This window comes from Streptomyces sp. NPDC003456, assembly GCF_042878735.1.
Lineage (GTDB): Bacteria > Actinomycetota > Actinomycetes > Streptomycetales > Streptomycetaceae > Streptomyces.
On record NZ_JBIAOK010000006.1, the window covers coordinates 20,538 to 45,429 of the forward strand.

At 72.4% G+C, this 24,892-nt stretch carries 26 protein-coding genes; 9 read left to right on the forward strand and 17 right to left on the reverse strand.

The window, feature by feature from the left end; translation table 11 throughout:
* Positions 1 to 197: 197 nt before the first annotated feature.
* From ACFYWG_RS24365 to cseC, 4 genes are all read left to right on the forward strand, one after another.
* A complete protein-coding gene (locus ACFYWG_RS24365) occupies positions 198 to 737 on the forward strand; it encodes a SigE family RNA polymerase sigma factor (protein ID WP_311689083.1) in 540 nt (179 codons plus the stop codon).
* On the forward strand, positions 725 to 1,381 hold the full coding sequence (locus ACFYWG_RS24370; RefSeq protein WP_389203558.1) for a hypothetical protein: 657 nt from the start codon (positions 725 to 727) through the stop codon (positions 1,379 to 1,381). The genes ACFYWG_RS24365 and ACFYWG_RS24370 overlap by 13 nt, the downstream gene beginning before the upstream one ends.
* A 130-nt stretch (positions 1,382 to 1,511) precedes the next feature.
* Positions 1,512 to 2,213, forward strand: a complete 702-nt coding sequence (cseB, locus tag ACFYWG_RS24375; protein WP_376327977.1) for a two-component system response regulator CseB — start codon at positions 1,512 to 1,514, stop codon at positions 2,211 to 2,213.
* Positions 2,214 to 2,220: 7 nt separating this feature from the next.
* Positions 2,221 to 3,570, forward strand: coding sequence for a two-component system sensor histidine kinase CseC (gene cseC / locus ACFYWG_RS24380; protein ID WP_383511477.1), 1,350 nt, complete (start codon positions 2,221 to 2,223; stop codon positions 3,568 to 3,570).
* Between the two features lie 37 nt (positions 3,571 to 3,607).
* Here cseC and ACFYWG_RS24385 read toward each other — a convergent pair whose 3' ends face one another.
* The 3 genes from ACFYWG_RS24385 to ACFYWG_RS24395 all read right to left on the reverse strand — a co-directional run bounded on the left by ACFYWG_RS24385 (position 3,608) and on the right by ACFYWG_RS24395 (position 6,372).
* A complete protein-coding gene (locus ACFYWG_RS24385) occupies positions 3,608 to 4,054 on the reverse strand; it encodes a VOC family protein (RefSeq protein ID WP_389203561.1) in 447 nt (148 codons plus the stop codon).
* A 62-nt stretch (positions 4,055 to 4,116) separates the two neighbouring features.
* Entirely contained in the window at positions 4,117 to 4,563 is a 447-nt protein-coding gene (locus ACFYWG_RS24390) for a helix-turn-helix transcriptional regulator (RefSeq protein WP_389203564.1), read from the reverse strand.
* A gap of 210 nt (positions 4,564 to 4,773) precedes the next feature.
* The gene (locus tag ACFYWG_RS24395) at positions 4,774 to 6,372 is read right to left on the reverse strand and encodes an MDR family MFS transporter (protein ID WP_389203567.1); all 1,599 of its coding nucleotides are present in this window, start codon (positions 6,370 to 6,372) and stop codon (positions 4,774 to 4,776) included.
* 122 nt (positions 6,373 to 6,494) lie between these two features.
* Here ACFYWG_RS24395 and ACFYWG_RS24400 point away from each other — a divergent pair, with 122 nt between their 5' ends.
* The gene (locus tag ACFYWG_RS24400) at positions 6,495 to 7,091 is read left to right on the forward strand and encodes a TetR/AcrR family transcriptional regulator (RefSeq protein ID WP_376327983.1); all 597 of its coding nucleotides are present in this window, start codon (positions 6,495 to 6,497) and stop codon (positions 7,089 to 7,091) included.
* A gap of 22 nt (positions 7,092 to 7,113) precedes the next feature.
* Here the strand turns inward: ACFYWG_RS24400 and ACFYWG_RS24405 are convergent, their stop codons facing one another.
* Positions 7,114 to 7,809: a M23 family metallopeptidase gene (locus ACFYWG_RS24405; protein WP_383511468.1), complete on the reverse strand. Its 696-nt coding sequence runs from the start codon at positions 7,807 to 7,809 to the stop codon at positions 7,114 to 7,116.
* Positions 7,810 to 8,248: 439 nt separating this feature from the next.
* On the opposite strand from ACFYWG_RS24405, the gene ACFYWG_RS24410 reads away from it, so the two are divergent.
* On the forward strand, positions 8,249 to 8,890 hold the full coding sequence (locus ACFYWG_RS24410; RefSeq protein WP_389203571.1) for an HAD family acid phosphatase: 642 nt from the start codon (positions 8,249 to 8,251) through the stop codon (positions 8,888 to 8,890).
* A gap of 66 nt (positions 8,891 to 8,956) precedes the next feature.
* Here the strand turns inward: ACFYWG_RS24410 and ACFYWG_RS24415 are convergent, their stop codons facing one another.
* A complete protein-coding gene (locus ACFYWG_RS24415) occupies positions 8,957 to 11,482 on the reverse strand; it encodes an ATP-dependent Clp protease ATP-binding subunit (RefSeq protein ID WP_094057031.1) in 2,526 nt (841 codons plus the stop codon).
* A gap of 430 nt (positions 11,483 to 11,912) precedes the next feature.
* Between ACFYWG_RS24415 and ACFYWG_RS24420 the strand changes: the two genes are divergently transcribed.
* A complete protein-coding gene (locus tag ACFYWG_RS24420) occupies positions 11,913 to 12,632 on the forward strand; it encodes an SCO3374 family protein (RefSeq protein WP_389203573.1) in 720 nt (239 codons plus the stop codon).
* 9 nt (positions 12,633 to 12,641) lie between these two features.
* Here the strand turns inward: ACFYWG_RS24420 and ACFYWG_RS24425 are convergent, their stop codons facing one another.
* The 10 genes from ACFYWG_RS24425 to ACFYWG_RS24470 form a co-directional block, all read right to left on the reverse strand.
* Entirely contained in the window at positions 12,642 to 12,977 is a 336-nt protein-coding gene (locus tag ACFYWG_RS24425) for an Lsr2 family protein (RefSeq protein ID WP_376327991.1), read from the reverse strand.
* 270 nt (positions 12,978 to 13,247) lie between these two features.
* Entirely contained in the window at positions 13,248 to 13,781 is a 534-nt protein-coding gene (locus tag ACFYWG_RS24430) for an amino-acid N-acetyltransferase (RefSeq protein WP_376327992.1), read from the reverse strand.
* Positions 13,782 to 13,790: 9 nt separating this feature from the next.
* The gene (locus ACFYWG_RS24435) at positions 13,791 to 14,228 is read right to left on the reverse strand and encodes a BlaI/MecI/CopY family transcriptional regulator (RefSeq protein ID WP_376328173.1); all 438 of its coding nucleotides are present in this window, start codon (positions 14,226 to 14,228) and stop codon (positions 13,791 to 13,793) included.
* Positions 14,229 to 14,397: 169 nt separating this feature from the next.
* A complete protein-coding gene (locus tag ACFYWG_RS24440; protein ID WP_376327994.1) occupies positions 14,398 to 14,586 on the reverse strand; it encodes a hypothetical protein in 189 nt (62 codons plus the stop codon).
* A 16-nt stretch (positions 14,587 to 14,602) separates the two neighbouring features.
* Positions 14,603 to 15,265, reverse strand: coding sequence for a hypothetical protein (locus ACFYWG_RS24445; RefSeq protein WP_376327995.1), 663 nt, complete (start codon positions 15,263 to 15,265; stop codon positions 14,603 to 14,605).
* A gap of 361 nt (positions 15,266 to 15,626) precedes the next feature.
* Positions 15,627 to 16,424, reverse strand: a complete 798-nt coding sequence (locus tag ACFYWG_RS24450) for a type III pantothenate kinase (RefSeq protein WP_376327997.1) — start codon at positions 16,422 to 16,424, stop codon at positions 15,627 to 15,629.
* A gap of 15 nt (positions 16,425 to 16,439) precedes the next feature.
* The gene (nadC, locus tag ACFYWG_RS24455; RefSeq protein WP_383507618.1) at positions 16,440 to 17,414 is read right to left on the reverse strand and encodes a carboxylating nicotinate-nucleotide diphosphorylase; all 975 of its coding nucleotides are present in this window, start codon (positions 17,412 to 17,414) and stop codon (positions 16,440 to 16,442) included.
* A gap of 5 nt (positions 17,415 to 17,419) precedes the next feature.
* The gene (locus ACFYWG_RS24460) at positions 17,420 to 19,129 is read right to left on the reverse strand and encodes an L-aspartate oxidase (RefSeq protein ID WP_389203578.1); all 1,710 of its coding nucleotides are present in this window, start codon (positions 19,127 to 19,129) and stop codon (positions 17,420 to 17,422) included.
* On the reverse strand, positions 19,126 to 20,127 hold the full coding sequence (gene panC / locus ACFYWG_RS24465) for a pantoate--beta-alanine ligase (protein ID WP_389203581.1): 1,002 nt from the start codon (positions 20,125 to 20,127) through the stop codon (positions 19,126 to 19,128). The genes ACFYWG_RS24460 and panC overlap by 4 nt, the downstream gene beginning before the upstream one ends.
* Complete coding sequence (locus ACFYWG_RS24470) at positions 20,124 to 21,053, reverse strand: Rossmann-like and DUF2520 domain-containing protein (protein ID WP_389203583.1); 930 nt, start codon at positions 21,051 to 21,053, stop codon at positions 20,124 to 20,126. The genes panC and ACFYWG_RS24470 overlap by 4 nt, the downstream gene beginning before the upstream one ends.
* 223 nt (positions 21,054 to 21,276) lie before the next feature.
* Between ACFYWG_RS24470 and ACFYWG_RS24475 the strand changes: the two genes are divergently transcribed.
* Positions 21,277 to 22,560 carry a threonine aldolase family protein gene (locus ACFYWG_RS24475; protein ID WP_389203586.1) on the forward strand — a complete coding sequence of 428 codons (1,284 nt, stop codon included), beginning with the start codon at positions 21,277 to 21,279 and terminating at the stop codon, positions 22,558 to 22,560.
* A 14-nt stretch (positions 22,561 to 22,574) separates the two neighbouring features.
* Here the strand turns inward: ACFYWG_RS24475 and ACFYWG_RS24480 are convergent, their stop codons facing one another.
* Entirely contained in the window at positions 22,575 to 22,787 is a 213-nt protein-coding gene (locus tag ACFYWG_RS24480; RefSeq protein ID WP_389203588.1) for a hypothetical protein, read from the reverse strand.
* 159 nt (positions 22,788 to 22,946) lie between these two features.
* On the opposite strand from ACFYWG_RS24480, the gene ACFYWG_RS24485 reads away from it, so the two are divergent.
* Positions 22,947 to 24,056: a DUF5937 family protein gene (locus tag ACFYWG_RS24485; RefSeq protein WP_389203591.1), complete on the forward strand. Its 1,110-nt coding sequence runs from the start codon at positions 22,947 to 22,949 to the stop codon at positions 24,054 to 24,056.
* A gap of 66 nt (positions 24,057 to 24,122) precedes the next feature.
* On the opposite strand, the gene ACFYWG_RS24490 is transcribed toward ACFYWG_RS24485, so the two are convergent.
* The gene (locus tag ACFYWG_RS24490) at positions 24,123 to 24,794 is read right to left on the reverse strand and encodes a response regulator (RefSeq protein ID WP_376328012.1); all 672 of its coding nucleotides are present in this window, start codon (positions 24,792 to 24,794) and stop codon (positions 24,123 to 24,125) included.
* Between the last annotated feature and the right edge of the window lie 98 nt (positions 24,795 to 24,892).

The following is a 24,892-nucleotide window of genomic DNA, read 5'->3' on the forward strand; positions in this document are numbered from 1 at the left end:
TTCTTTACGCTGTTCCGACTTCCGTTACACAACCGACGGACAGCCGAGTGCTGGCCGCAGGCTGCTTCGGACAGTGCCGTGACAACGCCTCCGTACCTTCAGTTGCGTTCCCGGAAGACCCGGGGCGACTGAGGACCACAGGCAGTGCACGGGCGGCGGGGAGCCGGCCCGGACGGGGAAACGGGAGGCGGTTCACCATGGCGCAGGGCGAGGTGCTCGAGTTCGAGGAGTACGTCCGCACCCGGCAGGACGCGCTGCTGCGCAGCGCCCGCCGCCTGGTCCCGGACCCGACGGACGCGCAGGACCTGCTCCAGACGGCGCTGGTGCGGACGTACGGCCGCTGGGAGACGATCGAGGACAAGCGGCTGGCGGACGCCTACCTGCGCCGGGTGATGATCAACACCCGGACCGAGTGGTGGCGGGCGCGGAAGCTGGAGGAGGTCCCGACCGAGCAGCTCCCGGACGCCTCGGTCGACGACTCGACCGAGCAGCACGCGGACCGCGCCCTGCTGATGGACATCCTGAGGGTGCTCGCCCCGAAGCAGCGCAGTGTCGTGGTGCTGCGACACTGGGAGCAGATGTCCACGGAGGAGACGGCCGCCGCACTCGGCATGTCGGCCGGAACGGTCAAGAGCACGCTGCACCGGGCGCTCGCCCGGCTCCGCGAGGAGCTGGAGTCCCGCGATCTGGACGCACGCGCGCTGGAGCGTGAGGAGCGGGAGCGGTGCGCGGCCTGACCGACGGGGGTTCTGCACGGACCCGGGGCGGAGTCCGGGCGGTGGGCACGGCACTGGCCGTGCCCACCGCCTTCGCCCTTTTGGTGTCGGGGTGCGGGGCCGGCGGGACCGGCGCCCGCGACGAGGGCCCGGCGCACACCGACTCGGTGGCGGGCGCCGCCGCGGCGAGCCCCTCGGCCGCTCCGTCGAGGACACCGGACGCGGTGAACGCCGTCCGGCTCGTCAAGGACGACCCGAAGGTCGCCCCCGAGGTCAAGCGCGACCTCAAGCCGTGCGTCGCCGACGAGTACCCGGTCGACGTCTCCTACGGCAACCTCACCGGCGGATCGGCCGACGACATCGTGGTCAACGTGCTGACCTGCGGCGACGCGGTGGGGGTGGGCAGTTACGTGTACCGCGAGCAGGACGGCTCGTACAAGAATGTGTTCACGGCCGAGGAGCCGCCGGTCTACGCGGAGATCGACCGCGGCGACCTGGTGGTGACCAAGCAGGTCTACGAGCGGGGCGATCCGGTGTCGAGCCCGTCCGGCGAGAACGTGATCACCTATCGGTGGGCGTCGGGCCGGTTCGGCGAGAAGTACCGCACGCACAACGACTACGGGAAGGTCGCCGGCGACAGCGCGACACCGGTACCCGCGAGCTGACGCGGGCGGCCGGACGGCCGGACGACCGTGCGGATCCGGCCGGGGCGGCCGTCCGGTGAACGCGGCGCACGGCCCGTACGTCCCAGCGAAGAGAAGCACCCCACGGACCCGAAGGACTGAGAGCACCGGGATGGCAGACCAGACCCACGTCCTGTTCGTCGAGGACGACGACGTCATCCGCGAGGCCACGCAGCTCGCCCTGGAACGGGACGGCTTCATGGTCACCGCCATGCCCGACGGGTTGTCGGGTCTGGAGGCGTTCCGGGCGGACCGCCCCGACATCGCGCTGCTGGACGTCATGGTGCCCGGGCTCGACGGGGTGAGCCTGTGCCGCCGCATCCGGGACGAGTCGACCGTGCCGGTCATCATGCTGTCGGCCCGCGCCGACTCCATCGACGTCGTCCTGGGCCTGGAGGCGGGCGCCGACGACTACGTGACCAAGCCGTTCGACGGGGCCGTGCTGGTCGCCCGGATCCGCGCGGTGCTGCGCCGCTTCGGCCACGCCGGCGGCGACCGGTCGGCGGAACCGGCCGGCCCGGCCGACGGCGGGGTGCTGACCTTCGGGGACCTGGAGGTGGACACCGAGGGCATGGAGGTGCGCCGGGCGGGGCGGCCGGTGGCGCTGACGCCGACCGAGATGCGGCTGCTGCTGGAGTTCTCCTCCGCGCCCGGCACGGTGCTCTCGCGCGACAAGCTGCTGGAACGGGTGTGGGACTACGGCTGGGGAGGGGACACGCGCGTGGTCGACGTCCACGTGCAGCGGCTGCGGCAGAAGATCGGCCAGGACCGGATCGAGACGGTCCGCGGCTTCGGCTACAAACTGAAGGCTTGAGCGGGGTATGCGGGGGCACTTCCGGCGGCTGGTCGCCGCGGGCCTGGAGCGTGCGGGGATCCGCACGGGTCTGAGATGGAAACTGAGCGCGGCGATCGCGCTGGTCGGGGCGCTGGTCGCGGTGGCGCTGAGCCTGGTGGTGCACAACGCCGCCCGGGTGTCCATGCTGGACAACGCCCGCGACCTCGCCGACGAGCGCATCATGATCGCCCAGCGGAACTTCGAGTTGTCGGGGCGGATGAACTTTCCCAACACGAAGATCAACGACCCGGCCCTGCCGCCGGAGCTGCGCGAGCGGGTCGAGGCGGGCCAGCGGGCGACGTACGTGGCCGACCGGCCCGGTGACGTGCCCGACATATGGGCCGCCGTGCCGCTGAAGAACGGGCAGGTGATGTCGCTGCACTCGGGCTTCACCGACCGCAGCTCCGACATCCTGCAGGACCTCGACCAGGCCCTGTTCATCGGGTCGATCGCGGTCGTCCTCGGCGGCAGCGCGCTCGGGGTGCTGATCGGCGGGCACCTGTCCCGGCGCCTGCGCAAGGCGGCCGTCGCGGCGAACCAGCTCGCGGGCGGCGAGACGGACGTGCGGGTGCGGGACGCGATGGGCGGGGTCGTCCGGGACGAGACCGACGACCTGGCGAGCGCGGTGGACGCCATGGCGGACGCCCTGCGCCAGCGCATCGAGGCCGAGCGGCGGGTCACCGCCGACATCGCGCACGAACTGCGCACCCCCGTGACCGGGCTGCTGACCGCCGCCGAACTGCTGCCGCCGGGCCGCCCGACCGAGCTGGTGCTGGACCGGGCCAAGGCCATGCGCACCCTCGTCGAGGACGTGCTGGAGGTGGCCCGTCTGGACGGCGCCTCCGAGCGGGCGGAGTTGCAGGACCTGATGCTGGGCGAGTTCGTCGCCCGGCGGGTGGCGGTCAAGGACCCGGGCGTCGAGGTGCGGATCGTGCACGAGTCGGAGGTCACCACCGACCCCCGGCGGCTGGAGCGCGTGCTGTTCAACCTGCTGGCCAACGCGGCCCGGCACGGCAAGCCGCCCATCGAGGTCACCGTCGAGGGGCGGGTCATCCGGGTCCGCGACCACGGGCCGGGCTTCCCCGAGGACCTGCTCGCCGAGGGGCCGAGCCGCTTCCGCACCGGCAGCGCTGACCGGGCCGGGCACGGGCACGGCCTGGGGCTGACCATCGCGGCCGGCCAGGCCCGGGTGCTGGGTGCCCGGCTCACCTTCCGCAACGTCCGCACCCCGGGCGCGCGCGAGGACGTCAGGGCCGAGGGCGCGGTGGCGGTGCTGTGGCTGCCGGAGCACGCGCCGACGAACACCGGCAGCTACCCGATGCTGCCGTCCTCGTAGGCACCGGAAGCTCCGGCCGCACCGGCAGCCCGGCGGTTCAGCAGGACCAGTCCTGGTTCATGTCGAGGCCGTCCGTCCGGGGCTGGGTGAAGGAGAACCAGTTGCCCGAGTCGTCGCGGAACAGCGCCTCCGTGCCGTAGGGGCGCTCCTGCGGCTCCTGGAGGAACTCCACGCCCCGGTCCTTGAGCTTCTTGTAGTCGCCGTGGATGTCGTCGGTGGTCAGCACGCCCGCGCCGAGTGCGCCCTTGGTCACCAGCTTCCTGAGCATGTCGGCGGACTCGGGGTCCATCGCGGGCCCGCCCGGCACCATCAGGGTCAGCTCGACATCGGGCTGGTTCGGCGAGCCGACCGTGAGCCAGCGCATGCCGCCCTCGCCCATGGTCATGTCCGTACGGACCTCCAGCCCCAGCTTCTCCGTGTAGAACTCCTTGGCCCGGTCCTGGTCGAGGACCCAGACGGTCGAGATGGCGAGACCCTTGATCATGGCGTGCTCCTGCTGCTCCCCGGCGGTTGCTGCTTGCCCTGCCACGGTAGGCAGCGGGGCCGTCAGCCCGCTTCTCCGGAATTGCGCTCCTTGCGGGGACCGGGCGCGGGGCCGGGGCCGGAGCGGAACCCGCCCGCCCAGAGCATCGCGTAGCAGCCGGGGATGAGAGCGGCTCCGCGCCCGACGTGCCGGGTGCGGTACTCGCTCGGGGTCAGCCCGGTCCAGGCCTTGAAGCGCGCCGAGAAGGTGCCGACGCTGCTGAAGCCGACCAGGTGGCAGATCTCGGTGACGGACAGGTTGGCCGTGCGCAGCAGGTCCTCGGCCCGCTCGATACGGCGGTGGGTGAGGTACTGGCCGGGCGTCTCGCCGTAGGCCTCCTTGAAGGCGCGGATGAAGTGGTACCGCGAGTACCCGGCGTGGGCGGCCACGGTGTCCAGGTCGAGGCCGGGGTCGGCCCAGTCCCGGTCCATGGCGTCCTTGGCGAGCCGCACCTGCCGCGTCCTGTCCATGCGACCGATGGTGGCACCGGGGTCTGACAACGACCGCACGACGGCGCGCCCGCCCCCCGGCAGACGACGAAGACCCCGGGGGGAGATACCCACCCGGGGTCTCAGCAGTGTCGGCCGGCCGGAGAGGCGGTCGGACGGACAGGCGAGTGTCAGGCCGGCCGGTCGGCAGGCGGCCGGTCGGTCACCGGCCGCCGGCGCGGCCTCGCTTCGTCAGACCGCCTCCGCCAGCGGTGCCTGGGCCGCCGGGGCGTCCGGCTTCCCGTCCTCCGGGCCCTTCGGCCCGGCGCCCTTCAGCGGGACCTCCTTGACGAACACCGCCGCCGCCAGCGCGAACACCGCGATCACGGCCCCCAGCAGGAACGCCGAGTGCGTGCCGGCCGCCACCGCGTGCTGGTACGCCTCACGCGCCGCCTCCGGCAGCTTCGCCAGGCTCGCCTGGTCCAGCTGGGCGGACTGCTCGGTCACCCTGGAGCCCAGCGCCCCGGCCCGCTCGGCCATGACGTCCTGGACGCGGTGGTTGAACAGCGCACCCATGATCGCGACGCCGAAGGAGGAGCCCAGCGTCCGGAACAGCGTCGTGGACGAGGACGCGACGCCCATGTCCTTCATCTCCACGCTGTTCTGCGCCACCAGCATGGTGATCTGCATCAGGCAGCCCATGCCGAGGCCGACCACGGCCATGAAGAGGCCGGAGGTCACCCGGGACGTACCGGTGTCCATCGTGGACAGCAGATAGAGGCCGACGATCATCAGCACACTGCCGAGCACGGGGAAGACCTTGTACTTGCCCGTGTTCGTGGTGACCCGCCCGGCGACCATCGAGGTCACCAGCATCGCGCCGAGCATCGGCAGCAGCAGCAGACCCGAGTTGGTCGCGGTGGCTCCCTGCACGGCCTGCTGGTAGAAGGGCAGGAACAGCGTCGCGCCGAACATCACGAAGCCGGTGATGAAGCCGATGAGCGACATCAGCGTGAAGTTGCGGCTGCGGAAGATGTGCAGCGGCACCACCGGCTCCGCCGCCTTTGTCTGCCAGAACACGAACCCGACCAGCGCGGCGACCCCGATGCCGATCAGCTCCATGATCCGGGCGGAGTCCCAGGCGTACTCCGTGCCGCCCCAGGTGGTGACGAGCACGATCGCGGTGATGCCGACGGTCAGCAGCCCGGCGCCCAGGTAGTCGATCCGGGCCTGCGCCCGCTTCCTGGGCAGGTGCAGCACCGCGCTGACGGCGAGCAGGGCCACCACGCCGAGCGGCAGGTTGATGTAGAACGCCCAGCGCCAGCCCCAGTTGTCGGTGATCGTGCCGCCGACCAGGGGACCGCCGATCATCGCCAGCGCCATGACGCCGGCCATCATGCCCTGGTACTTGCCGCGCTCCCGGGGCGGGATCAGGTCACCGATGATCGCCATGACGCCGACCATCAGACCGCCGGCGCCCAGACCCTGCACGGCGCGGAAGCCGATCAGCTGGCCCATGTCCTGGGCCATGCCGCTGAGGGCGGAGCCGATCAGGAAGAGGACGATGGACGACAGGAACGTGCCCTTGCGGCCGTACATGTCGCCGAGCTTGCCCCACAGCGGGGTGGAGGCGGCGGTGGCGAGCGTGTAGGACGTGACGACCCAGGACAGGTGCTCCAGTCCGCCCAGCTCCCCCACGATCGTCGGCATCGCCGTACCGATGATCATGTTGTCGAGCATCGCGAGCATCATCGCGATCATGAGCGCGAGCAGGACAACCCGCACACTCCTCGGTTGCCTGCCGCCACTGTCGGCGGCGATCGCCACCGATGTGTCCGTCGTGTCCGCCATCGCTTCCCACTCCCCCAGCTACTGCTACTTACTTGCCGACCGGCTAGTGACTACACTCGGAAGTTAGCGGCGCACTAGCCGGTCGTCAAGTAAGTTTTCTGGAAAGCGGGCGGCGTAGGAGGATGGGCGGCACCATGGACGGCACCAGGCAGCGGCGCCGCGGGGACACCCGCCGGCGCATCCAGGACGTGGCCCTCGAACTCTTCGCGGAGCAGGGCTACGAAAAGACGTCCCTGCGGGAGATCGCCGAGCACCTGGACGTCACCAAGGCGGCGCTCTACTACCACTTCAAGACCAAGGAAGAGATCCTCGTCAGCATCTTCGAGGACCTCACCCAGCCCATCGAGGACCTGATCGACTGGGGCCGGCAGCAGCCGCCCACCCTGGAGACCAAGCAGGAGATCATCCGCCGCTACGCCGACACGCTGGCCCAGGCGGCCCCGCTGTTCCGCTTCATGCACGAGAACCAGGCGACCGTGCGCGAGCTGCGCATCGGGGAGTCCTTCAAGGAGCGCATCCGCAGCCTACGCGACATCATCGTCGACCCGGACGCGGACCTGGTCGACCAGGTCCGCTGCGCCAGCGCCATCTTCACGCTGCACGCCGGGATGTTCCTGCTCCAGGACATGGGAAACGACCCCGAGGAGAAGAGCAGAGCCGTCCTCGAGGTCGCCACGGACCTGGTGACCCAGGCCCACCGCGGAGCGGCGAGCTCCTAGCGGGCCCGGGGGGTCAGGCGGGTCAGAGCGTGACGCCCTTGGCGCGCAGGAACTTGACCGGGTCGACAGCCGAGCCGTAGTTCGGGGTCGTGCGGATCTCGAAGTGCAGGTGGGGACCGCTGGAGTTGCCGGTGTTGCCGGACCGCGCGATCTCCTGGCCGGTCTTGACGATCTGGCCGACGCGCACCTTGACCTGGGACAGGTGGGCGTACTGGGAGTACGTGCCGTTGCCGTGCTTGATGACGACGGCGTTGCCGTAGGCGGGGCCGTCGCCGGCTCCGTTGCCGCCGGCCTTCACGACGGTGCCGCCATGGGCGGCCACGACCTGGGTGCCGCTCGGCACGGCGAAGTCCTGACCGCTGTGGGTGGACTGCCACATGCCGCCGTTCTGGGCGAAGCTCGCGGAGAGCTTGTACTTCTTCACCGGGTCCACCCAGGAGGGCGCGGCCTTCTTGGCGGCGGCCTTCTTGGCGGCCGCCTTCACCGCGGCGGCCTTGGCGGCCTTCTCGGCCTTCGCAGCGGCGGCCTTGGCGGCCTTGGCCTGGGCGGCGGCCTGCGCCTGGACGGCGGTGGCGGTGCCGGACGCGGCCGTGGTGTCGGCGGCGGACGCGACCCCGGCCCCCAGTGCGACCGAGACACCGAGGCCGGCGGCCAGCACGGTCGCACGGGTGCGGAGCTGGGACGTACGGGAAGAGCGGGACGTGACGCGCTGGGACATCGAAACCTCATGAGGAAGGGGACGGAGAAAACCACCCAGCGCACAGTCGCTCGCCGAATGGCCATCCCTTGGTAACCCGAAGTCCGACAAACGCCCAAAAGCGTGATCTACGGCCTGAGATAGTACGTAGGCACCGTGTTCCACGTCTCTTGACACAGTGCCCATTCGGGACAAATTCGGGCATCAGCCTGCTCTTCGGCCCGCGCGCAGGGAGAAGAATCCCTTTCCTCCCGGCCACTTAGCCACTATTCCGGTTAGTAACGGACATATCGCCTGTGCGGCATGTCACCGGTGGCCCACTTCGGCCATTCGGGAAATGTGGCGCACGCCTCTATGCGCCTACCGTCCGGTAACCCTACGGTTCCCCTCGCGCCACCCTCGCCCACAAGCATGCACACGACATGTTGGCAGCGTCACGGACGTGAGAGGACCCCCACGAATGCAGATCCGACGCCCCTGGTTGCGCCGCGCCTCAGTGACCGCCGTCTCGGCGGCCGCCCTCGTGGCCATGGCCGCACCGGCCGACGCCACGCCCGCCGACCGGGCCCCCACCGCCGCCGCAGCCGCCACCGCGGCCGCAGCGGCGGACGTCGACTACGGCACCTGGCAGAAGGACTGCCAGGCCGTGATGGATCAGGCACTGCCCTATCTGAAGCAGCGGATCGCGGCGACGAAGCCGGGCGAGAAGCAGGCCATCGTCTTCGACATCGACAACACGACGCTGGAGACCGACTTCGGCTTCAGCTACCCGCAGCCGGCCAACAAGCCGGTCCTGGAGGCCGCCAGATACGCCCAGGAGCGCGGCGTCGCGCTGTTCTTCGTGACCGCCCGCCCGGACATCGTCTACGCGTTCACCGACTACAACCTCAAGCAGGCCGGCTACCGGGTCTCGGGCCTGTACGTCCGCAACTTCATCGACCTGTTCAAGAACGTCGCGGACTACAAGACGGCCCAGCGCGTCTCGATCGAGAACAAGGGCTACACGATCATCGCGAACATCGGCAACAGCGCCACCGACCTCTCCGGCGGCCACGCCGAGAAGACGTTCAAGCTGCCGGACTACGGCGGCCGGCTGTCGTAGGGGCCCGGACATGCGGAAGGGGCCGGTGCCTTTCGGCACCGGCCCCTTCTCGTCAGGCCGTGACGCTTACGCGTCCTTGCTCAGGTTCGGACCGGTGCCACCGGCCGCCTGCTCGATGGGCGGGACGTCCGGCAGGGCCGACTTCTCCTCGCCGCGGAAGGTGAAGGTCTTGGCCTCGCCCTCGCCCTCCGTGTCCACGACCACGATGTGACCGGGACGCAGCTCGCCGAAGAGGATCTTCTCCGACAGCGAGTCCTCGATCTCGCGCTGGATGGTGCGGCGCAGCGGACGCGCACCCAGCACGGGGTCGTAGCCCTTCCTGGACAGCAGCTCCTTGGCGGACTGGGAGAGCTCGATGCCCATGTCCCGGTCCTTGAGGCGCTCGTCCACCTTGCCGATCATCAGGTCGACGATCTTGAGGATGTCGTCCTGGCTGAGCTGCGGGAAGACGACCACGTCGTCGACGCGGTTGAGGAACTCGGGCCGGAAGTGCTGCTTGAGCTCGTCCTGGACCTTGTTCTTCATGCGCTCGTAGTTGGTCTTCGTGTCACCCGAGGCCGCGAAGCCCAGGTTGAAGCCCTTGGAGATGTCCCGGGTGCCGAGGTTGGTCGTCATGATGATGACCGTGTTCTTGAAGTCCACGACCCGGCCCTGGGAGTCGGTCAGGCGACCGTCCTCCAGGATCTGCAGCAGCGAGTTGAAGATGTCCGGGTGGGCCTTCTCGACCTCGTCGAAGAGGACGACCGAGAACGGCTTGCGGCGCACCTTCTCCGTCAGCTGGCCGCCCTCCTCGTAGCCCACGTATCCGGGGGGCGAACCGAAGAGGCGCGAGACGGTGTGCTTCTCGCTGAACTCCGACATGTCGAGGGAGATCAGCGCGTCCTCGTCGCCGAAGAGGAACTCGGCGAGCGCCTTGGACAGCTCGGTCTTACCGACACCGGACGGGCCGGCGAAGATGAACGAGCCACCGGGGCGCTTGGGGTCCTTCAGACCGGCACGCGTACGGCGGATCGCCTTCGACAGCGCCTTGACGGCGTCGTTCTGGCCGATGACCCGCTTGTGGAGCTCCTCCTCCATGCGCAGCAGGCGGGAGGACTCCTCCTCGGTGAGCTTGAAGACCGGGATGCCGGTGGCGGTCGCGAGGACCTCGGCGATCAGCTCGCCGTCGACCTCGGCGACGACGTCCATGTCGCCGGCCTTCCACTCCTTCTCCCGCTTGGCCTTGGCGGCGAGGAGCTGCTTCTCCTTGTCGCGCAGGGACGCGGCCTTCTCGAAGTCCTGCGAGTCGATCGCGGACTCCTTGTCGCGGCGGACACCGGCGATCTTCTCGTCGAACTCGCGCAGGTCCGGCGGCGCGGTCATCCGGCGGATGCGCATCCGGGAACCGGCCTCGTCGATCAGGTCGATCGCCTTGTCCGGCAGGAAGCGGTCCGAGATGTACCGGTCGGCCAGCGTGGCGGCCTGGACCAGCGCCTCGTCGGTGATGGAGACGCGGTGGTGGGCCTCGTACCGGTCGCGCAGTCCCTTGAGGATCTCGATCGTGTGCGGCAGGGACGGCTCCGCGACCTGGATGGGCTGGAAGCGGCGCTCCAGGGCCGCGTCCTTCTCCAGGTGCTTGCGGTACTCGTCCAGCGTGGTCGCACCGATGGTCTGCAGCTCACCGCGCGCCAGCATCGGCTTCAGGATGGAGGCCGCGTCGATGGCGCCCTCGGCGGCACCCGCACCGACCAGCGTGTGCAGCTCGTCGATGAACAGGATGATGTCGCCGCGGGTGCGGATCTCCTTGAGCACCTTCTTCAGGCGCTCCTCGAAGTCACCGCGGTAGCGGGAGCCGGCGACCAGGGCACCGAGGTCCAGGGTGTAGAGGTGCTTGTCCTTGAGGGTCTCGGGCACCTCGCCCTTGACGATGGCCTGGGCGAGGCCCTCCACGACGGCGGTCTTGCCGACGCCGGGCTCACCGATCAGCACCGGGTTGTTCTTCGTACGGCGGGACAGCACCTGCATGACCCGCTCGATCTCCTTCTCGCGCCCGATGACCGGGTCGAGCTTGGACTCACGAGCGGCCTGGGTGAGGTTCCGGCCGAACTGGTCGAGGACCAGGGACGTGGAGGGGGTGCCCTCGGCAGGACCGCCGGCGGTGGCGGTCTCCTTGCCCTGGTAACCGGAGAGCAGCTGGATCACCTGCTGCCGCACGCGGTTCAGATCTGCGCCCAGCTTCACGAGGACCTGGGCGGCGACACCCTCGCCCTCGCGGATCAGGCCGAGCAGGATGTGCTCCGTGCCGATGTAGTTGTGGCCCAGCTGAAGGGCCTCGCGGAGCGACAGCTCCAGGACCTTCTTGGCACGGGGGGTGAAGGGGATGTGGCCGGACGGGGCCTGCTGGCCCTGGCCGATGATCTCCTCCACCTGCTGGCGGACCGCCTCGAGCGAAATCCCGAGGCTCTCAAGGGCCTTGGCGGCGACACCTTCACCCTCGTGGATCAGGCCCAGGAGGATGTGCTCAGTGCCGATGTAGTTGTGGTTGAGCATCCGGGCTTCTTCCTGAGCCAGGACGACAACCCGCCGCGCGCGGTCGGTGAACCTCTCGAACATCGTTAATCGCTCCTCAGAGCGGTCAGGCAGTGGGGGGAACTTCCCCTCCCTGTCCTTCCGCAGCTTAGTCCCGCAAGCGGGGACCGCTCATTCCAACTGCCGACACCGTCCTTGGCCTCCTGACCCCGAACGCCGACATCTGCTCCAACCCGATGGTGCGAGACGATGTTCCCGCAGGCCAGGCAGATACCCCACTCGCCAGTACGCCGATGGCGAACGTGAGACGTCCTTTCCTGCGTGTCGCCCCCTCCCACTAGGCATGTCTTACCCGCGCGGACCGGAAGTCCATGCCGAGCGCCCCCTTTCCCTCCGCTACGGGCGAACAACCTTGCGCCCCTCCGGGCTCCCCGCACACCCCCGCTCGGGCACTCTTCGCACCCGTGGAGCGACCCAGCGTAACCCCGAGGGTCTTCCGGCCGTTGCACTCGGCATGTCCGGCACCCCGCACGCGGTGACCCCCGCCACGCCCGCAGCGGCCCCTGCTGCGTCCCGGCTCGTCCCGCTCCCCCGTCGGCCGCTCGACCCGGCCGCCCCCGGGGCTGCGGGCTCCGACCCGGCCGACCGGGTCCGGCGGTGGTACGAGGACGGGCTGGGCTGGCCGACGGTGCCCGGGGACCCGGTGCGGCTGCTGGTGGGCGTGCGCTTCGACGTCCTGGACGTGCCGGCCGAGGCCGGCCGGGCAGCCCTGCGGCATCTGGTGCCCGGCTCCCCCGTGGCCGCCCGGGGCGCGCGCGTGCAGCTGCTGGTGGCGCCGGGGAGCGCGGAGGAGCTGCCGGGGCTGCTGGAGTGGCTGGACTGGGGGACGCTGCCGCTGGACCTGTCGGCGCTCGGCACGGGGGGCCTCATGGAGGCGCCGCGGCCGTGCGGGCCGGGCGCGGGGGCGTCCCGCGGTGCGGCGGGCCCCGGGGTCGTCACGGGGCAGCCCGGACCCGGGGAGCGGGTCGGTTCCCAGGGGGCCGCCGTGTGGCTGCGGCCCCCCGAGCCGGGGTGCGAGGCACAGGCCTCGCTGCCGACGCTGTCGGCGCTGGGGGGCGGTGGGGATGCCCCCGATCTCGTGCGGCTGGTGGACACGGTGGCCACGTGGTGCCACCGGACCCGGCTGCGGCGCGCGGGCGCCCGGCCGCCGGCCTCGCCTGCGCGGGGCCGGTAGCGCCGCTGTTCAGCCGTTGGCCTTCTCGTAGGCCTCGCGGATGGTCGCGGGGACCCGGCCGCGGTCGTTGACCTCGTAACCGTTCTCCTTCGCCCATGCGCGGATGGCCGCGGTGTCCTGGCTGCCGCTCGAGGCCGCGCGCGGCTTGCCGCGCCCGCCCGAGGCACGGCCTCCGGTACGACGACCGCCCTTCACGTAAGGATCGAGAAGGCCGCGGAGCTTGTCCGCATTGGCGGTGGTGAGATCGATCTCGTACGTCTTGCCGTCCAGCGCGAACGTCACGGTCTCGTCCGCCTCGCCGCCGTCGAGGTCGTCGACAAGAAGGACCTGAACCTTCTGTGCCACCGGATTTCCTTTCATCGATATCTTCAAGGGCCGGGGGAGTGCCGGCGTCCGCCGTATCGCCGTCCCCTGTTATATGCAGTACTGCAGTACCTCGGAAAGCAAACCGCTTTTGCCGGAAAAACACAAACCCCCGGCAGAGACCGGCAGCCCCGGCTCCGTCCGGAAACATGCGCGTTTCGGACATAGGCCACCGGGGCAGGGCGGCTCCGCGGAATACGTCTTGACGAACCGGCGCCCCGCCTTCGCGCTGCGTGTTGTCCGTCCCGGCGATCACAGATGCAGAAGCATCCGGCTGTTGCCCAAGGTGTTCGGTTTCACTCGTTCGAGACCGAGGAACTCCGCGACGCCCTCGTCATAGGAACGCAGCAGCTCCGCGTAGACATCGGTGTCCACGGGCGTCTCGCCGATCTCCACGAAGCCGTGCTTGGCGAAGAAGTCGACTTCGAAGGTCAGACAGAAAACGCGTCGAACACCGAGCCATCGAGCGGTCTGCAGCAACTTCTCCAGGACCCGGTGCCCGACGCCCGCGCCCTTGAGGCCGGGCTCGACCGCGAGAGTGCGCACTTCAGCGAGGTCTTCCCACATGACGTGCAGTGCGCCGCAGCCGACCACCTCGGCGTTGTCGTCGCGTTCCGCGACCCAGAACTCCTGGATGTCCTCGTAAAGCGTGACCGTCGCTTTGTCGAGCAGGATGCCGCCGCGGACGTAGGCGTCGAGGAGGCGGCGCACCGCCGGGACATCGCTGGTGCGGGCCCGCCGCACGGTGATGGCTTTTGCGGAGGGTTCGGGGCTCTTCGCGGACATGCCGGGACGCTATCGCCCGCGGGGGTCCGAAGGGGAGGCGGGGTTCTGAGGGGGGTCTTCCGGGCGTTGTGCGGGTTGTGCCGGCGCGGGGGATTCCGGCGGTGCGGCCGCTTCCCGGGTTTCCGGTCCCTGCACGATGCGTACGGCATCGGTGAGCGCCCGGCGCTGTTCCTCGCTCATCATGCCGAAGAAGGCGACCAGAGCGGCGGCGGGGTTGTCGCTCTGCGACCAGGCGTCGTTCATGAGGGCGGCGGCGTAGGCGGCACGGGTGGAGACGGCCTCATATCGATAGGCCCTGCCTTCCGCCTCGCGGCGCACCCAGCCCTTCTGATGGAGATTGTCCAAAACGGTCATCACCGTGGTGTAGGCGATGGACCGCTCCTTCTGGAGATCTTCCAGGACTTCTCGAACGGTCACCGGGCGGTTCCACTTCCACACCCGCGACATGACCGCGTCTTCGAGTTCTCCCAATGGGCGAGGCACCCTCAGCACAATAGTGGGAGATCTCGGTAATGGCGTGGCGGACGTGCGCTTCAGCGGCGAACACGAACAAAAAGGGCGTACGACTCGGTCGAGCGGGCTCGTGGAGTCGTACGCCGTGGGAGGAAGGGGCGGGTCAGGCCTCGGCCCCGGGGGGCGTCGCGGCGGACGGGCGGGCGCCGTCCGTACGCGCGAGGGCGGCGTCCACGGCCGCGTCCTCCTTGGCCTTGTTGGCGCCGCCCTGGGTCTTCACGATCACCCGGATCACGCCGATGAAGAACGCGGCCATGACGACCGGGGGCAGGAGCGCGGAGACGTAGTCCATGGCTCCAGGGTAGCCGTCAGCCCGCGGCGAGCTGCTGGGGGCTCGACGGGGGCGGCGGCGCGGGCTTGCGGCGCGGGAAGACCTCGCCCGGGGTGGGGATCGGGCGGGAGGGCTTCGGGGTGCCCGGGGCGGGGGCCGGGGAGGGCGCGGGAGCGGGCTTCGCGGGGCCCGGCTTGGCGGGCTTCCTGTCGGGCTGCCGGCCGACGCCGCCCGGGAGGGCCAGGAGCACGGCGGCACCGGTGGTGCGGGCGCGCGTGCGGGACGCCGGGACGGTGGCCGTCAGCGCCGCGGCCGGGGCGGTCCGGGTGGCCGGGGCGGGCGCGCACCGGTCCAAGAGGGCCGCCGCGGCGGGGTTGCCGCGCAGGGCGCGCAGGGCGGCGAGGTCGTCCGGGCCGGGGCGGTAGCCGGCGGCCAGGGCCTCGTCCAGGAGGGTGAGGTAGCCGGCCGCGGTGCCGGGGAGGGCTGCGCGGTACCGGCCCAGGTCGGCCACGAGGAAGGCGCGCAGCCTGGCTCCCTCCCGCTGGGCCTCGTCCAGCGACTCCGCGAGGCGGAGGCAGTCGCGGACGTCGTCGGGCGTGGCGGGGGCGGGATGGAGGGCGAGGGCGAGAGCGCGGCGGAGCACACGCAGCTCCTCCGGGCCGAACGCCATGCCGCCGCGGGATCCGTAGGGCGTGGGCATGCGGCGACCATACGCGCTAATCAGACAAATCACGCATAGGGGACGGGTGTGGCGACGGGGACCACCCACCTGGACGGGCACGGGCCGCCTGCGGCTCAGCGCCCGGGCCGGGCGGCGATGGCTGCCGGAGCGGGCGGCCTCGGTCCAGTGCGGGCGGGCGCCGCCTCTTCCTCGTCCCGTCCTGCCCGGGGCGCGGAGGCGCGTCGCCGTGTCCGGCCGGGGTGGCGACACACCAGCGTCGCCGTGCCCGGCAGGTGTCCGGGGCCCCCGCCCGGGGTGGCGACACCGCTCGGGCGGGCCGGGGGATCCGGGCGGGCTGCGACGCGGGCGGGCCGGGGCGCCCGGGTCGCAGCTCGCGCGGTCACATGCGGGACACGTTCCGCTCGTACACCAGGCGCAGGCCGATGAGGGTCAGCCACGGCTCGTGCTCGTCGATGACCGAGGACTCGCCGAGGACCATCGGCGCCAGGCCGCCCGTCGCGATCACGGTGACGTCCTCGGGGTCCTGCGCCAGCTCCCGGGCCACGCGGCTGACGACGCCGTCGACCTGGCCGGCGAACCCGTAGACGATGCCCGACTGCATCGCCTCGACCGTGTTCTTGCCGATGACGCTGCGCGGCCGGGCCACCTCGATCTTGCGGAGCTGGGCACCGCGGACGCCGAGGGCCTCGACGGAGATCTCGATGCCGGGGGCGATGACCCCGCCGACGTACTCGCCGCGCGCGCTGACCGCGTCGAACGTCGTCGCCGTGCCGAAGTCGACGACGATCGCGGGGCCGCCGTACAGCTCGACCGCCGCGACCGCGTTGATGATGCGGTCCGCGCCGACCTCCTTGGGGTTGTCCATGAGGATCGGCACGCCGGTCTTCACGCCGGGCTCGACGAGCACCGCCGGCACGTCGCCGTAGTAGCGGCGGGTCACCTCGCGCAGCTCGTGCAGGACCGAGGGGACGGTCGCGCAGATGGCGATGCCGTCGATGCCGTCGCCCAGTTCGTCGCCGAGGAGCGGGTGCATGCCCATCAGGCCCTGAAGGAGGACGGCGAGTTCGTCGGCGGTGCGGCGCGCGTCCGTGGAGATGCGCCAGTGTTCGACGATCTCGTCGCCGTCGAACAGGCCGAGGACGGTGTGGGTGTTTCCTACGTCGATCGTCAGCAGCATGGCCCTGGCGCTCCCCTACTCCGCCGGCCGCAGGTCCAGGCCGATGTCCAGGATCGGCGAGGAGTGGGTGAGGGCTCCGACGGCGAGGTAGTCGACGCCGGTGTCCGCGTACGCCCGGGCGTTGCCGAGGGTGAGCCGGCCGGAGGCCTCCAGGGCGGCGCGGCCCTGGACGATCGCGACGGCCTCCTCGCACTCGGCGGGCGTGAAGTTGTCCAGCAGGATCAGGTCGGCGCCGGCGTCCAGCACCTCGCGGAGCTGGTGCAGGGTGTCGACCTCGACCTCGATGGGGACCTCGGGGAAGCGCTCGCGCACCGCCTGGAAGGCCTCGGCGACACCGCCCGCGGCGACCACGTGGTTGTCCTTGACCAGGGCCGCGTCCGACAGGGACATGCGGTGGTTGACGCCGCCGCCGCAGCGGACCGCGTACTTCTCCAGGCTGCGCAGGCCCGGGGTGGTCTTGCGGGTGTCGCGGACCTTGGCCTTGGTGCCCTCCAGGGCGTCCGCCCACGCGCGCGTGGCCGTCGCGACGCCCGACAGGCGGCACAGGATGTTCAGCGCGCTGCGCTCGGCCGTGAGGAGGTCGCGGGTGCGGGTGGTGACCGACAGCAGCTTCTGGCCCGCCTCGACGCGGTCGCCGTCCTCGGCGTGCCGCTCGATCTCCAGCTCCTCCTCGCAGACGACCGAGACGACCGCCTCGGCGATGCGCAGACCGGCCACGACGCCCGCCTCGCGGGCGGTGAAGTCGGCGGTGGCCACCGCGTCCTCGGGGATGGTCGCGACGGTGGTCACGTCCACGCCGTGGGCCAGGTCCTCCTGGAGGGCCACGTTGGCGATGTCCTCGACCTCGACGGGGTCGAGGCCCGCGTCGGCCAGGAGCTGGGCGAGCGCGGGGTCCAGTCCGCACTCCAGGTACGCCTCGTCGTCCGCGCCGCAGGCGCAGCCGTCGCCGCAGCCTCCGGACGGGGCGAGGGGAAGGTCGTGGGTGCTCACGTCGGTCACTGCTCCTGGGGGGCCTGGGGCGGGCAAGTCGTAGGGAAGTGTGTGGTGTCCGTGGTGTGCACGGCCAGCGTGCGGTCGGGGTTGAGGCGTACGACGATGTGGCGGCGCCAGGCCGCGTCGTCGCGCTCGGGGTGGTCCTCGCGCCAGTGGCAGCCCCGGGTCTCCTCGCGCTGCCGGGCGGCGGCGACCAGGACGCGGGCCACGCACAGCAGGTTGGTGGCCTCCCAGGTGTCGGTGCCGGGCTCGGCCGTCTTGCCGTGCTCGGCGAGGGCCTCCCGGGCGTCCGCGTGCAGCCGCTCCAGCTGGTCGGCGGCGCGGGTGAGGGAGTCGGCCGAGCGCAGGACGCCCGCGCCGTCGGTCATGATCCGCTGGATCGTGAGGCGGGCCTCGGGGCTCTGCAGGGGGTGCTCGGGGATCTCGGGGTGCGGCAGTGGCTGCGGCACGCGCGCGTGCAGGGCGGCTCCGGCGATGTCGGCGGCGATCCGCTCGGCGTAGACCAGGCCCTCCAGCAGGCTGTTGGAGGCGAGGCGGTTGGCGCCGTGCACACCGGTGCAGGCCACCTCCCCGCAGGCGTACAGGCCGGGCACGGTCGTACGGCCGCGGGAGTCGGTGCGCACGCCGCCGGAGGCGTAGTGGGCGGCCGGGGCGACCGGGACGGGCTCGGTGACCGGGTCGATGCCGTGGGCGCGGCAGGCGGCCAGGATGGTGGGGAAGCGGCGCTCCCACATCTCGGCGCCGAAGTGCCGGGCGTCGAGGTACATGTGCTCGGCGCCGCGCTGCTGCATGCGGCGCATGATGCCCTTGGCGACGATGTCGCGGGGGGCCAGCTCGGCCAGTTCGTGCTGGCCCACCATGAAGCGCACGCCGTCGGCGTCGACCAGGTGGGCGCCCTCGCCGCGCACGGCCTCGGAGACCAGGGGCTGCTGGCCCTCGGCGTCCGGGCCGAGGAACAGGACGGTCGGGTGGAACTGGACGAACTCCAGGTCGCTGACCTCCGCGCCCGCGCGCAGGGCCAGGGCCACGCCGTCGCCGGTGGAGACCGACGGGTTGGTGGTGGCGGAGAAGACCTGGCCCATGCCGCCGGTGGCCAGGACCACCGCGGGGGCGTGGACGGCGCCGACCCCGTCGTGCTGGCCCTCCCCCATGACGTGCAGGGTCACGCCGGCCGTGCGGCCCTGGGCGTCGGTGAGGAGGTCCAGAACGAGCGCGTTCTCCACCGTGCGCATGCCCCGCGCACGCACGGCCTCGACCAGGGCGCGGGAGATCTCGGCGCCGGTGGCGTCGCCGCCGGCGTGGGCGATGCGGCGGCGGTGGTGGCCGCCCTCCCGGGTCAGTTCGAGGCCGCCCGCGGAGGACTCGTCGAACCGGGCGCCGGTGTCGATGAGCCGGCGTACGGCGTCGGGGCCCTCGGTGACCAGGAGGCGGACCGCTTCCTCGTCGCACAGGCCCGCCCCGGCGACCAGCGTGTCGTCCAGGTGCTGCTCGGGGGTGTCGCCCTCGCCCAGGGCCGCGGCGATGCCGCCCTGGGCCCAGCGGGTGGAGCCGTCGTCGAGCCGGGCCTTGGTGACCACCACGGTGCTCAGCCCCGCGGCCTCGCAGCGCAGCGCGGCCGTCAGGCCGGCGACCCCGGAGCCGACGACGACCACGTCCGCGGTGAGGGACCACCCGGGGGCGGGGGCGTGCAGTCGTATGCCTGTGGTGGTCACGAGGCGGCTCCGAAGGTTCCGAAGGTGAGCGGGATGTTGTCGATCAGCCGGGTGGTGCCGACCCGGGCGGCGACGGCGAGGACCGCCTCACCGGTGAAGTCCTCGCCGACATCGGTGAAGTCGGACGGGTCGACCAGGGCGAGGTAGTCCAGCTTCAGGGGCGGGTCGAGGCGGGCGGCCTCGTCCAGGACCGCCCGGGCGGCCGCGCGGACGGCCGCGGGGCCGCCCGGGGCGGCCGTGGCGACGGCGTGCGTGTCGGCGGCCGCCCGGGACTCGCCGAGGGCGCTGAGCGCCTCGGCACGCGCGTGCGTGGCGGGCACCTCGCGGGCCCGCGCGCGCAGCGCCTCCTGCGCGGCGTGCCGGTCCCGGCCCGCGAACAGCGCCCTGGACAGGGCCAGGGCCGTGCGCCGCTCGGGGGCGGACAGGTAGCGGTTGCGGCTGGACAGCGCCAGGCCGTCCTCCTCGCGGACGGTGGGGACGCCGGCGATCTCCACGCCGAAGTTCAGGTCCCGCACCATGCGCCGGATGAGGGCGAGCTGCTGGGCGTCCTTCTGGCCGTACAGGGCGATGTCGGGGCGGGTGAGGTGCAGCAGCTTGGCGACGACGGTGAGCATGCCGTCGAAGTGGCCCGGGCGGGAGGAGCCCTCCAGGCGCTCGCCCATGGGTCCGGCGCTGACGCGGACCTGGGGCTCGCCGCCCGGGTAGACCTCCTCCACGGCGGGGGCGAACACGACGTCCGCGCCGGACCGCCCGGCCAGCGCGACGTCGGCGTCCAGGGTGCGCGGGTAGCGGTCGAGGTCCTCGCCCGCGCCGAACTGCAGCGGGTTGACGAACACGGTGACGACGACCTCGCCGTCCGGCCCGGCGAGCTCGCGCGCGGTGCGCACGAGCGTGGCGTGGCCCTCGTGGAGGGCGCCCATGGTCATCACGACGGCGCGGCGGCCCGTGCGCACGCGTGCGTGCAGTTCACCGGCGGTGCGCAGCAGGGTGGTGGTCATCGGGCGTCCCCTTCGGTGCCGTCGGTCCCGTGGGCGAGTACCCCGAGGAGGTCCTCGGCGAGTTCCGGCTTGAGCAGGCCGTGCGCGAGGGCCCGGTCGGCGGTGGCGCGGGCCATCGCCAGGTAGCCGGCGACGGCCTGCGGGGCGTGCCGGCGCAGCTCGGCGACGTGCGCGGCGACCGTGCCCGCGTCGCCGCGCGCGACGGGGCCGGTCAGGGCCGCGTCGCCGGAGCGCAGGGCGTTGTCCAGGGCCGCGCCGAGCAGCGGGCCGAGCATCCGGTCGGGGGCGGAGACCCCGGCGGTGCGCAGCAGTTCCATGGACTGGGCGACGAGGGTGACCAGGTGGTTGGCGCCCAGGGCGAGGGCCGCGTGGTAGAGCGGGCGGTTCTCCTCGGCGATCCACTCCGGCTCGCCGCCCATCTCGATGACGAGGGCCTCGGCGGCCAGGCGCAGTTCCTCGGGGGCGGTGACGCCGAAGGAGCAGCCGGCCAGGCGCTGGACGTCCACGGGCGTGCCGGTGAAGGTCATCGCCGGGTGCAGGGCGAGCGGCAGGGCTCCGGCGCGCAGGGCCGGGTCGAGGACGCGTGCCCCGTACCGTCCGGAGGTGTGGACGAGCAGCTGGCCCGGCCGGACGGACCCGGTCTCGGCGAGGCCGGAGACCAGGCCGGGCAGGGCGTCGTCGGGGACCGTCAGCAGCACGAGGTCGGACCGCTGGAGGACCTCGGCGGGCGGCAGCACCGGCACGTCGGCCAGCAGCTCGGCGGCGCGGCGCCGGGAGCGCTCGGAGACCGCGGAGACGGCGACCGGGCGGTGTCCGGCGAGCTGGAGGGAGGCCGCCAGCGCGGGTCCGACCCGGCCGGCGCCGATCACGCCGACGGCGAGCCGCGCGGGGCGGTCCTGGGGGTCTGGCTGTGGGGTTGTGTTCACTCGACGGCGGCCTTCCCGTTCCAGTCCGCTCCGGGTACCGGACGATTTCTCGTCATGTTAACGCTATCGGTTCCCCGGGACGTCCGGCCGTCCACAGGCTGTGCACACCGGGCGGAGCCCTCGGTCGCCGCCCGCGGGTACGCCCTGCCGGACCGCCGATCTCGCTCAGGCGTGCGGAAAATGCGGGTGTCCGGCGGCACCCGCGCGAGGGAGGATCCGGAGCATGACTGACATGGCGGAGCACGACGACCCGACGGCGGACGGGGAGCGGGGCGAGGACGCGCGGGAGCGGGACGAGGACGCGCGGGAGCGGGACGAGGACGCGCGGGAGCGGGACGAGGACGCGCGGGAGCGGGACGAGGACGCGCGGGAGCAGGCACCGGGGCTGCGGGAGCGGCGGCTGGCCGCCCACCGCGGCGCACGGCGGGTGCTCGCCCGCTTCGGTTTCCACCGCACCCTCCGCGAGCGCCTGGCGGAGCTGGGGGAGGCGGACGGGCTCCACGACCTGGACGAGCCGTCCGACCTGTACGGCGACGGCGTCGTCGAGGCCCTGGAGCAGAAGGTCGCCGGGCTGCTCGGCACGGAGGCCGCCGCGTTCTTCCCGACCGGCACGATGGCCCAGCAGGTGGCCCTGCGCTGCTGGGCGGGACGCACCGGCTCCCCGACCGTCGCCCTGCACGGTCTCAGCCACCCCGAGGTCCACGAGCGCAACGCGTTCCGCGAGGTCGGCGGGTTGCGCCCGGTGCGCGTGACGAGCGAGCCGCGGCTGCCGACCGCCGCCGAGGTGCGCGATTTCGAGGAGCCCTTCGGCGCCCTGATGCTGGAACTGCCGCTCCGGGACGCCGGTTTCGTGCTGCCGTCCTGGGAGGAGCTCACCGGGGTCGTCGAGGCCGCCCGGGAGCGGGACGCGGTGGTGCACTTCGACGGGGCCCGGCTGTGGGAGTCCACCGTGCACTTCGGCCGGCCCCTGGCCGAGATCGCGGGCCTGGCCGACAGCGTCTACGTGTCGTTCTACAAGTCGCTGGAGGCGTTCGGCGGCGCCGCCCTGGCCGGCCCGAGGCCGCTGGTGGAGGAGGCCAAGGTGTGGCGGCACCGCTACGGCGGCCAGGTCTTCCAGCAGTTCCCTACCGTCCTGTCGGTGCTCGCCGGGCTGGAGCGGGAGCTGCCCCGGCTGCCGGAGTACGTGGCGCACGCGCGCGTGGTGGCCGCCGCCCTGCGGGAGGGCCTCGCCGCGGCCGGGCTGCCCTGGGCGCGGGTGCACCCGGAGGTGCCGCACACGCACGACTTCCAGGTGTGGCTGCCCTGGGACGCGGAGGTCGCCGCCGAGGCCGCGGTGCGGACGGCGGAGGAGACGGGCGTGGTGATGTTCGGCGCCGGCTGGGTCCGGGGCGGCCCGGGGCTCGCGTACACCGAGGTGCACGTGCGGGCCGCCGGGCTGGAGTGGACCGCCGAGGACGTGAAGGCGGCGGTGGCCGAGTTCGCGTCCCGGCTGCCGGGGCGGCCGTAGCCGCGCCGGGCGGCTCAGGCGCGCCGGGCGGGGTGCCTGCGCCACCGCGCCAGGGCGTCCCGGACGGGGTGGCGGACCGGGCGTCCCGCCAGGACCGCGCGGAACCGCCGTTCGCCCCGCCCTTCCCGCACGGCCTGCCGGTCGTGCGCGCCGGGCGCGGGCGGGGCGGCGTCGCCCAGGGAGCGGGCGCGGTAGGTGTCGAGGAGGTACTGCTGCGTGATGCTCATGGTGGATCGCCTCTGCGGGACGGGATGAGGGAGGTCCGAAGGCTCCGCGGCTGCCCCGGTGCCTCCACCGTGCGCCCGCTCCGGGAGCGCCGTCGCGTCGATTGACGGCGGCCGTCAATCGACGGGGGCGCTGTCGGTGGCGGGGTGCACCATGAGGGCATGAGCGTGCACATCGACATCGCCGGGCTGCGGCCGGAGAGGGTCGCCGTCGTCCCCTCGCCGCTGGCCGAGCTGGGCATGGCCCTGCACGCGCTGTCCGAGCCCGCGCACCACCCGGGTCTGCAGGGCTGGGTGACGGGCGTGAGCGCGCGGCTCGACCCGCACCTGGCCGACCGGATGTGCGAGGCCGACTTCCTGTGGCGGTCGACGTTCTCCGACCTGTTCATGCCGTGGGCGGGTCTGCCGGACGCCGGGACGCTGCCGGGCGGCACGCTCGCCGAGGAGCTGGACCAGCTCGACAAGCTGTCCGACGAGCAGTTCGTCGACGCGGCGCTGGAGTTCACCTGCGCCGTCGGCTACGGCACGTGCGGGCCGACCCCGCTGTCCGACCCCGGGGTGCGCCGCCGGGCGCTGGAGCTGGCCGCCGCGCGCGGGCCGCAGCAACTGCGCTTCACCGAGCGGCTGCTGACCGACCCGCCCGCCATCCGCGCCTGGCTGCGGCAGTTCCTGCGGGACTGCGACGAGGCGTTCTTCGCGGAGGCCTGGGGCCGGCTGCGCCACCAGCTCGCCGCCGACGCCCGGCACAAGACGGACCTGCTGCGGCACAAGGGCCTGCCCGGGATGCTGGCCGCGGTGTCCCGGGCGATCACGCTCGACGCGACGGGCACCCGGCTCACCGTCGACAAACTGGGCGGCGACGACGCCACGACCGCGGGCGACGGCGGGCTGCTGCTCGTGCCGACGAGCCTGGGCTGGCCGCACCTGATGGTCCTGCACCGGTACGGCTGGCGGCCGGTGCTGCACTACCCGGTGGGCTCCCCCGAGCTCGCCGCCCCGCCGAGCCTCGACCAGCTGGCGCTGCGCATGACCGCCCTGTCCCACCCGGTGCGCATGCGCATCTGCCGCTTCCTGGCCCGCAGCGCCTACACCACGGGCGAGCTGGCGCAGGTGCTGGGCATGACGGCCCCGGAGATATCGCGGCACCTGGCCCTGCTGAAGAAGGCGGGCCTGCTCACCACGCGCCGCCGCGGGCGCTACGTCCTGCACCAGCTGGACGTGACGGTGGTGGCCCGGCTCGGCAGCGAGTTCCTGGAGGGGATCCTGAGGTAGCGGCCGGTTCGGCTGCCCGGGACACGCGGGTAGCCCGCACCCGACGGGCCCGCCCGCGGGGGAGGCTCAGCCGTGTCCGCCCGCCCGGACCAGCCCCGTCTCGTAGGCCAGCACGACGACCTGCACGCGGTCCCTGAGGCCCAGCTTGGTCAGGATGCGGCCCACGTGTGTCTTCACGGTCGCCTCGGACAGGACGAGGCGGGCCGCGATCTCGCCGTTGGACAGGCCCTGCGCGACCAGCACCATGACCTCCCGCTCCCGGTCGGTGAGCCGTTCCAGCTCCTTGTGCTGGGGCTGCTGCGCGGTGCTCGGCAGCATCGGCGCGAAGCGGTCCAGCAGCCGCCGCGTGGTGGAGGGGGCGACGACCGCGTCACCGCTGTGCACCGACCGGATCGCGGCCAGCAGCTCACCCGGCGGCACGTCCTTCAGCATGAAGCCGGAGGCGCCCGCCTTCAGCCCGGAGAAGGCGTACTCGTCGAGGTCGAACGTGGTCAGGATCAGGACCTTCGGCGGGTCGGTGTCCGCGCAGATCCGGCGCGTGGTCTCCACCCCGTCCAGCTTCGGCATGCGCACGTCCATCAGGACCACGTCGACCTGGGTCGCGCGCAGCACCTGCAGGGCCTCGACGCCGTCGCCCGCCTCCGCGACGACCTCCATGTCCGGCTGGGCGGCGAGCACCATCCGGAACCCGGTGCGCAGCAGCACCTGGTCGTCGACGAGCATCACGCGGATCGTCATCGGGGCCTCTTCCGTGTCGTCATGACGGTTCTCAAGGGTGGAAAAGCGGGGCAGATCGGGGCATGTCCCACGGCGTGACAGGTGTCAGCGAGGGGCGT

Excerpts from the sequence above, each read along its gene's own strand:
- panC (WP_389203581.1), bottom strand. The coding sequence starts at position 20,127 with ATGACCACCACCCTGCTGCGCACCGCCGGTGAACTGCACGCACGCGTG.
- ACFYWG_RS24365 (WP_311689083.1), top strand. The coding sequence starts at position 198 with ATGGCGCAGGGCGAGGTGCTCGAGTTCGAGGAGTACGTCCGCACCCGG.
- ACFYWG_RS24475 (WP_389203586.1), top strand. The coding sequence starts at position 21,277 with ATGACTGACATGGCGGAGCACGACGACCCGACGGCGGACGGGGAGCGG.
- ACFYWG_RS24485 (WP_389203591.1), top strand. The coding sequence starts at position 22,947 with ATGAGCGTGCACATCGACATCGCCGGGCTGCGGCCGGAGAGGGTCGCC.
- ACFYWG_RS24445 (WP_376327995.1), bottom strand. The coding sequence starts at position 15,265 with ATGCCCACGCCCTACGGATCCCGCGGCGGCATGGCGTTCGGCCCGGAG.
- ACFYWG_RS24390 (WP_389203564.1), bottom strand. The coding sequence starts at position 4,563 with ATGGACAGGACGCGGCAGGTGCGGCTCGCCAAGGACGCCATGGACCGG.
- ACFYWG_RS24405 (WP_383511468.1), bottom strand. The coding sequence starts at position 7,809 with ATGTCCCAGCGCGTCACGTCCCGCTCTTCCCGTACGTCCCAGCTCCGC.
- ACFYWG_RS24435 (WP_376328173.1), bottom strand. The coding sequence starts at position 14,228 with ATGTCGCGGGTGTGGAAGTGGAACCGCCCGGTGACCGTTCGAGAAGTC.
- ACFYWG_RS24410 (WP_389203571.1), top strand. The coding sequence starts at position 8,249 with ATGCAGATCCGACGCCCCTGGTTGCGCCGCGCCTCAGTGACCGCCGTC.
- cseC (WP_383511477.1), top strand. The coding sequence starts at position 2,221 with ATGCGGGGGCACTTCCGGCGGCTGGTCGCCGCGGGCCTGGAGCGTGCG.
- ACFYWG_RS24440 (WP_376327994.1), bottom strand. The coding sequence starts at position 14,586 with ATGGACTACGTCTCCGCGCTCCTGCCCCCGGTCGTCATGGCCGCGTTC.
- ACFYWG_RS24480 (WP_389203588.1), bottom strand. The coding sequence starts at position 22,787 with ATGAGCATCACGCAGCAGTACCTCCTCGACACCTACCGCGCCCGCTCC.
- ACFYWG_RS24395 (WP_389203567.1), bottom strand. The coding sequence starts at position 6,372 with ATGGCGGACACGACGGACACATCGGTGGCGATCGCCGCCGACAGTGGC.
- ACFYWG_RS24430 (WP_376327992.1), bottom strand. The coding sequence starts at position 13,781 with ATGTCCGCGAAGAGCCCCGAACCCTCCGCAAAAGCCATCACCGTGCGG.
- ACFYWG_RS24400 (WP_376327983.1), top strand. The coding sequence starts at position 6,495 with ATGGGCGGCACCATGGACGGCACCAGGCAGCGGCGCCGCGGGGACACC.
- ACFYWG_RS24420 (WP_389203573.1), top strand. The coding sequence starts at position 11,913 with ATGTCCGGCACCCCGCACGCGGTGACCCCCGCCACGCCCGCAGCGGCC.
- ACFYWG_RS24490 (WP_376328012.1), bottom strand. The coding sequence starts at position 24,794 with ATGACGATCCGCGTGATGCTCGTCGACGACCAGGTGCTGCTGCGCACC.
- ACFYWG_RS24450 (WP_376327997.1), bottom strand. The coding sequence starts at position 16,424 with ATGCTGCTGACGATCGACGTAGGAAACACCCACACCGTCCTCGGCCTG.
- ACFYWG_RS24415 (WP_094057031.1), bottom strand. The coding sequence starts at position 11,482 with ATGTTCGAGAGGTTCACCGACCGCGCGCGGCGGGTTGTCGTCCTGGCT.
- ACFYWG_RS24385 (WP_389203561.1), bottom strand. The coding sequence starts at position 4,054 with ATGATCAAGGGTCTCGCCATCTCGACCGTCTGGGTCCTCGACCAGGAC.
- cseB (WP_376327977.1), top strand. The coding sequence starts at position 1,512 with ATGGCAGACCAGACCCACGTCCTGTTCGTCGAGGACGACGACGTCATC.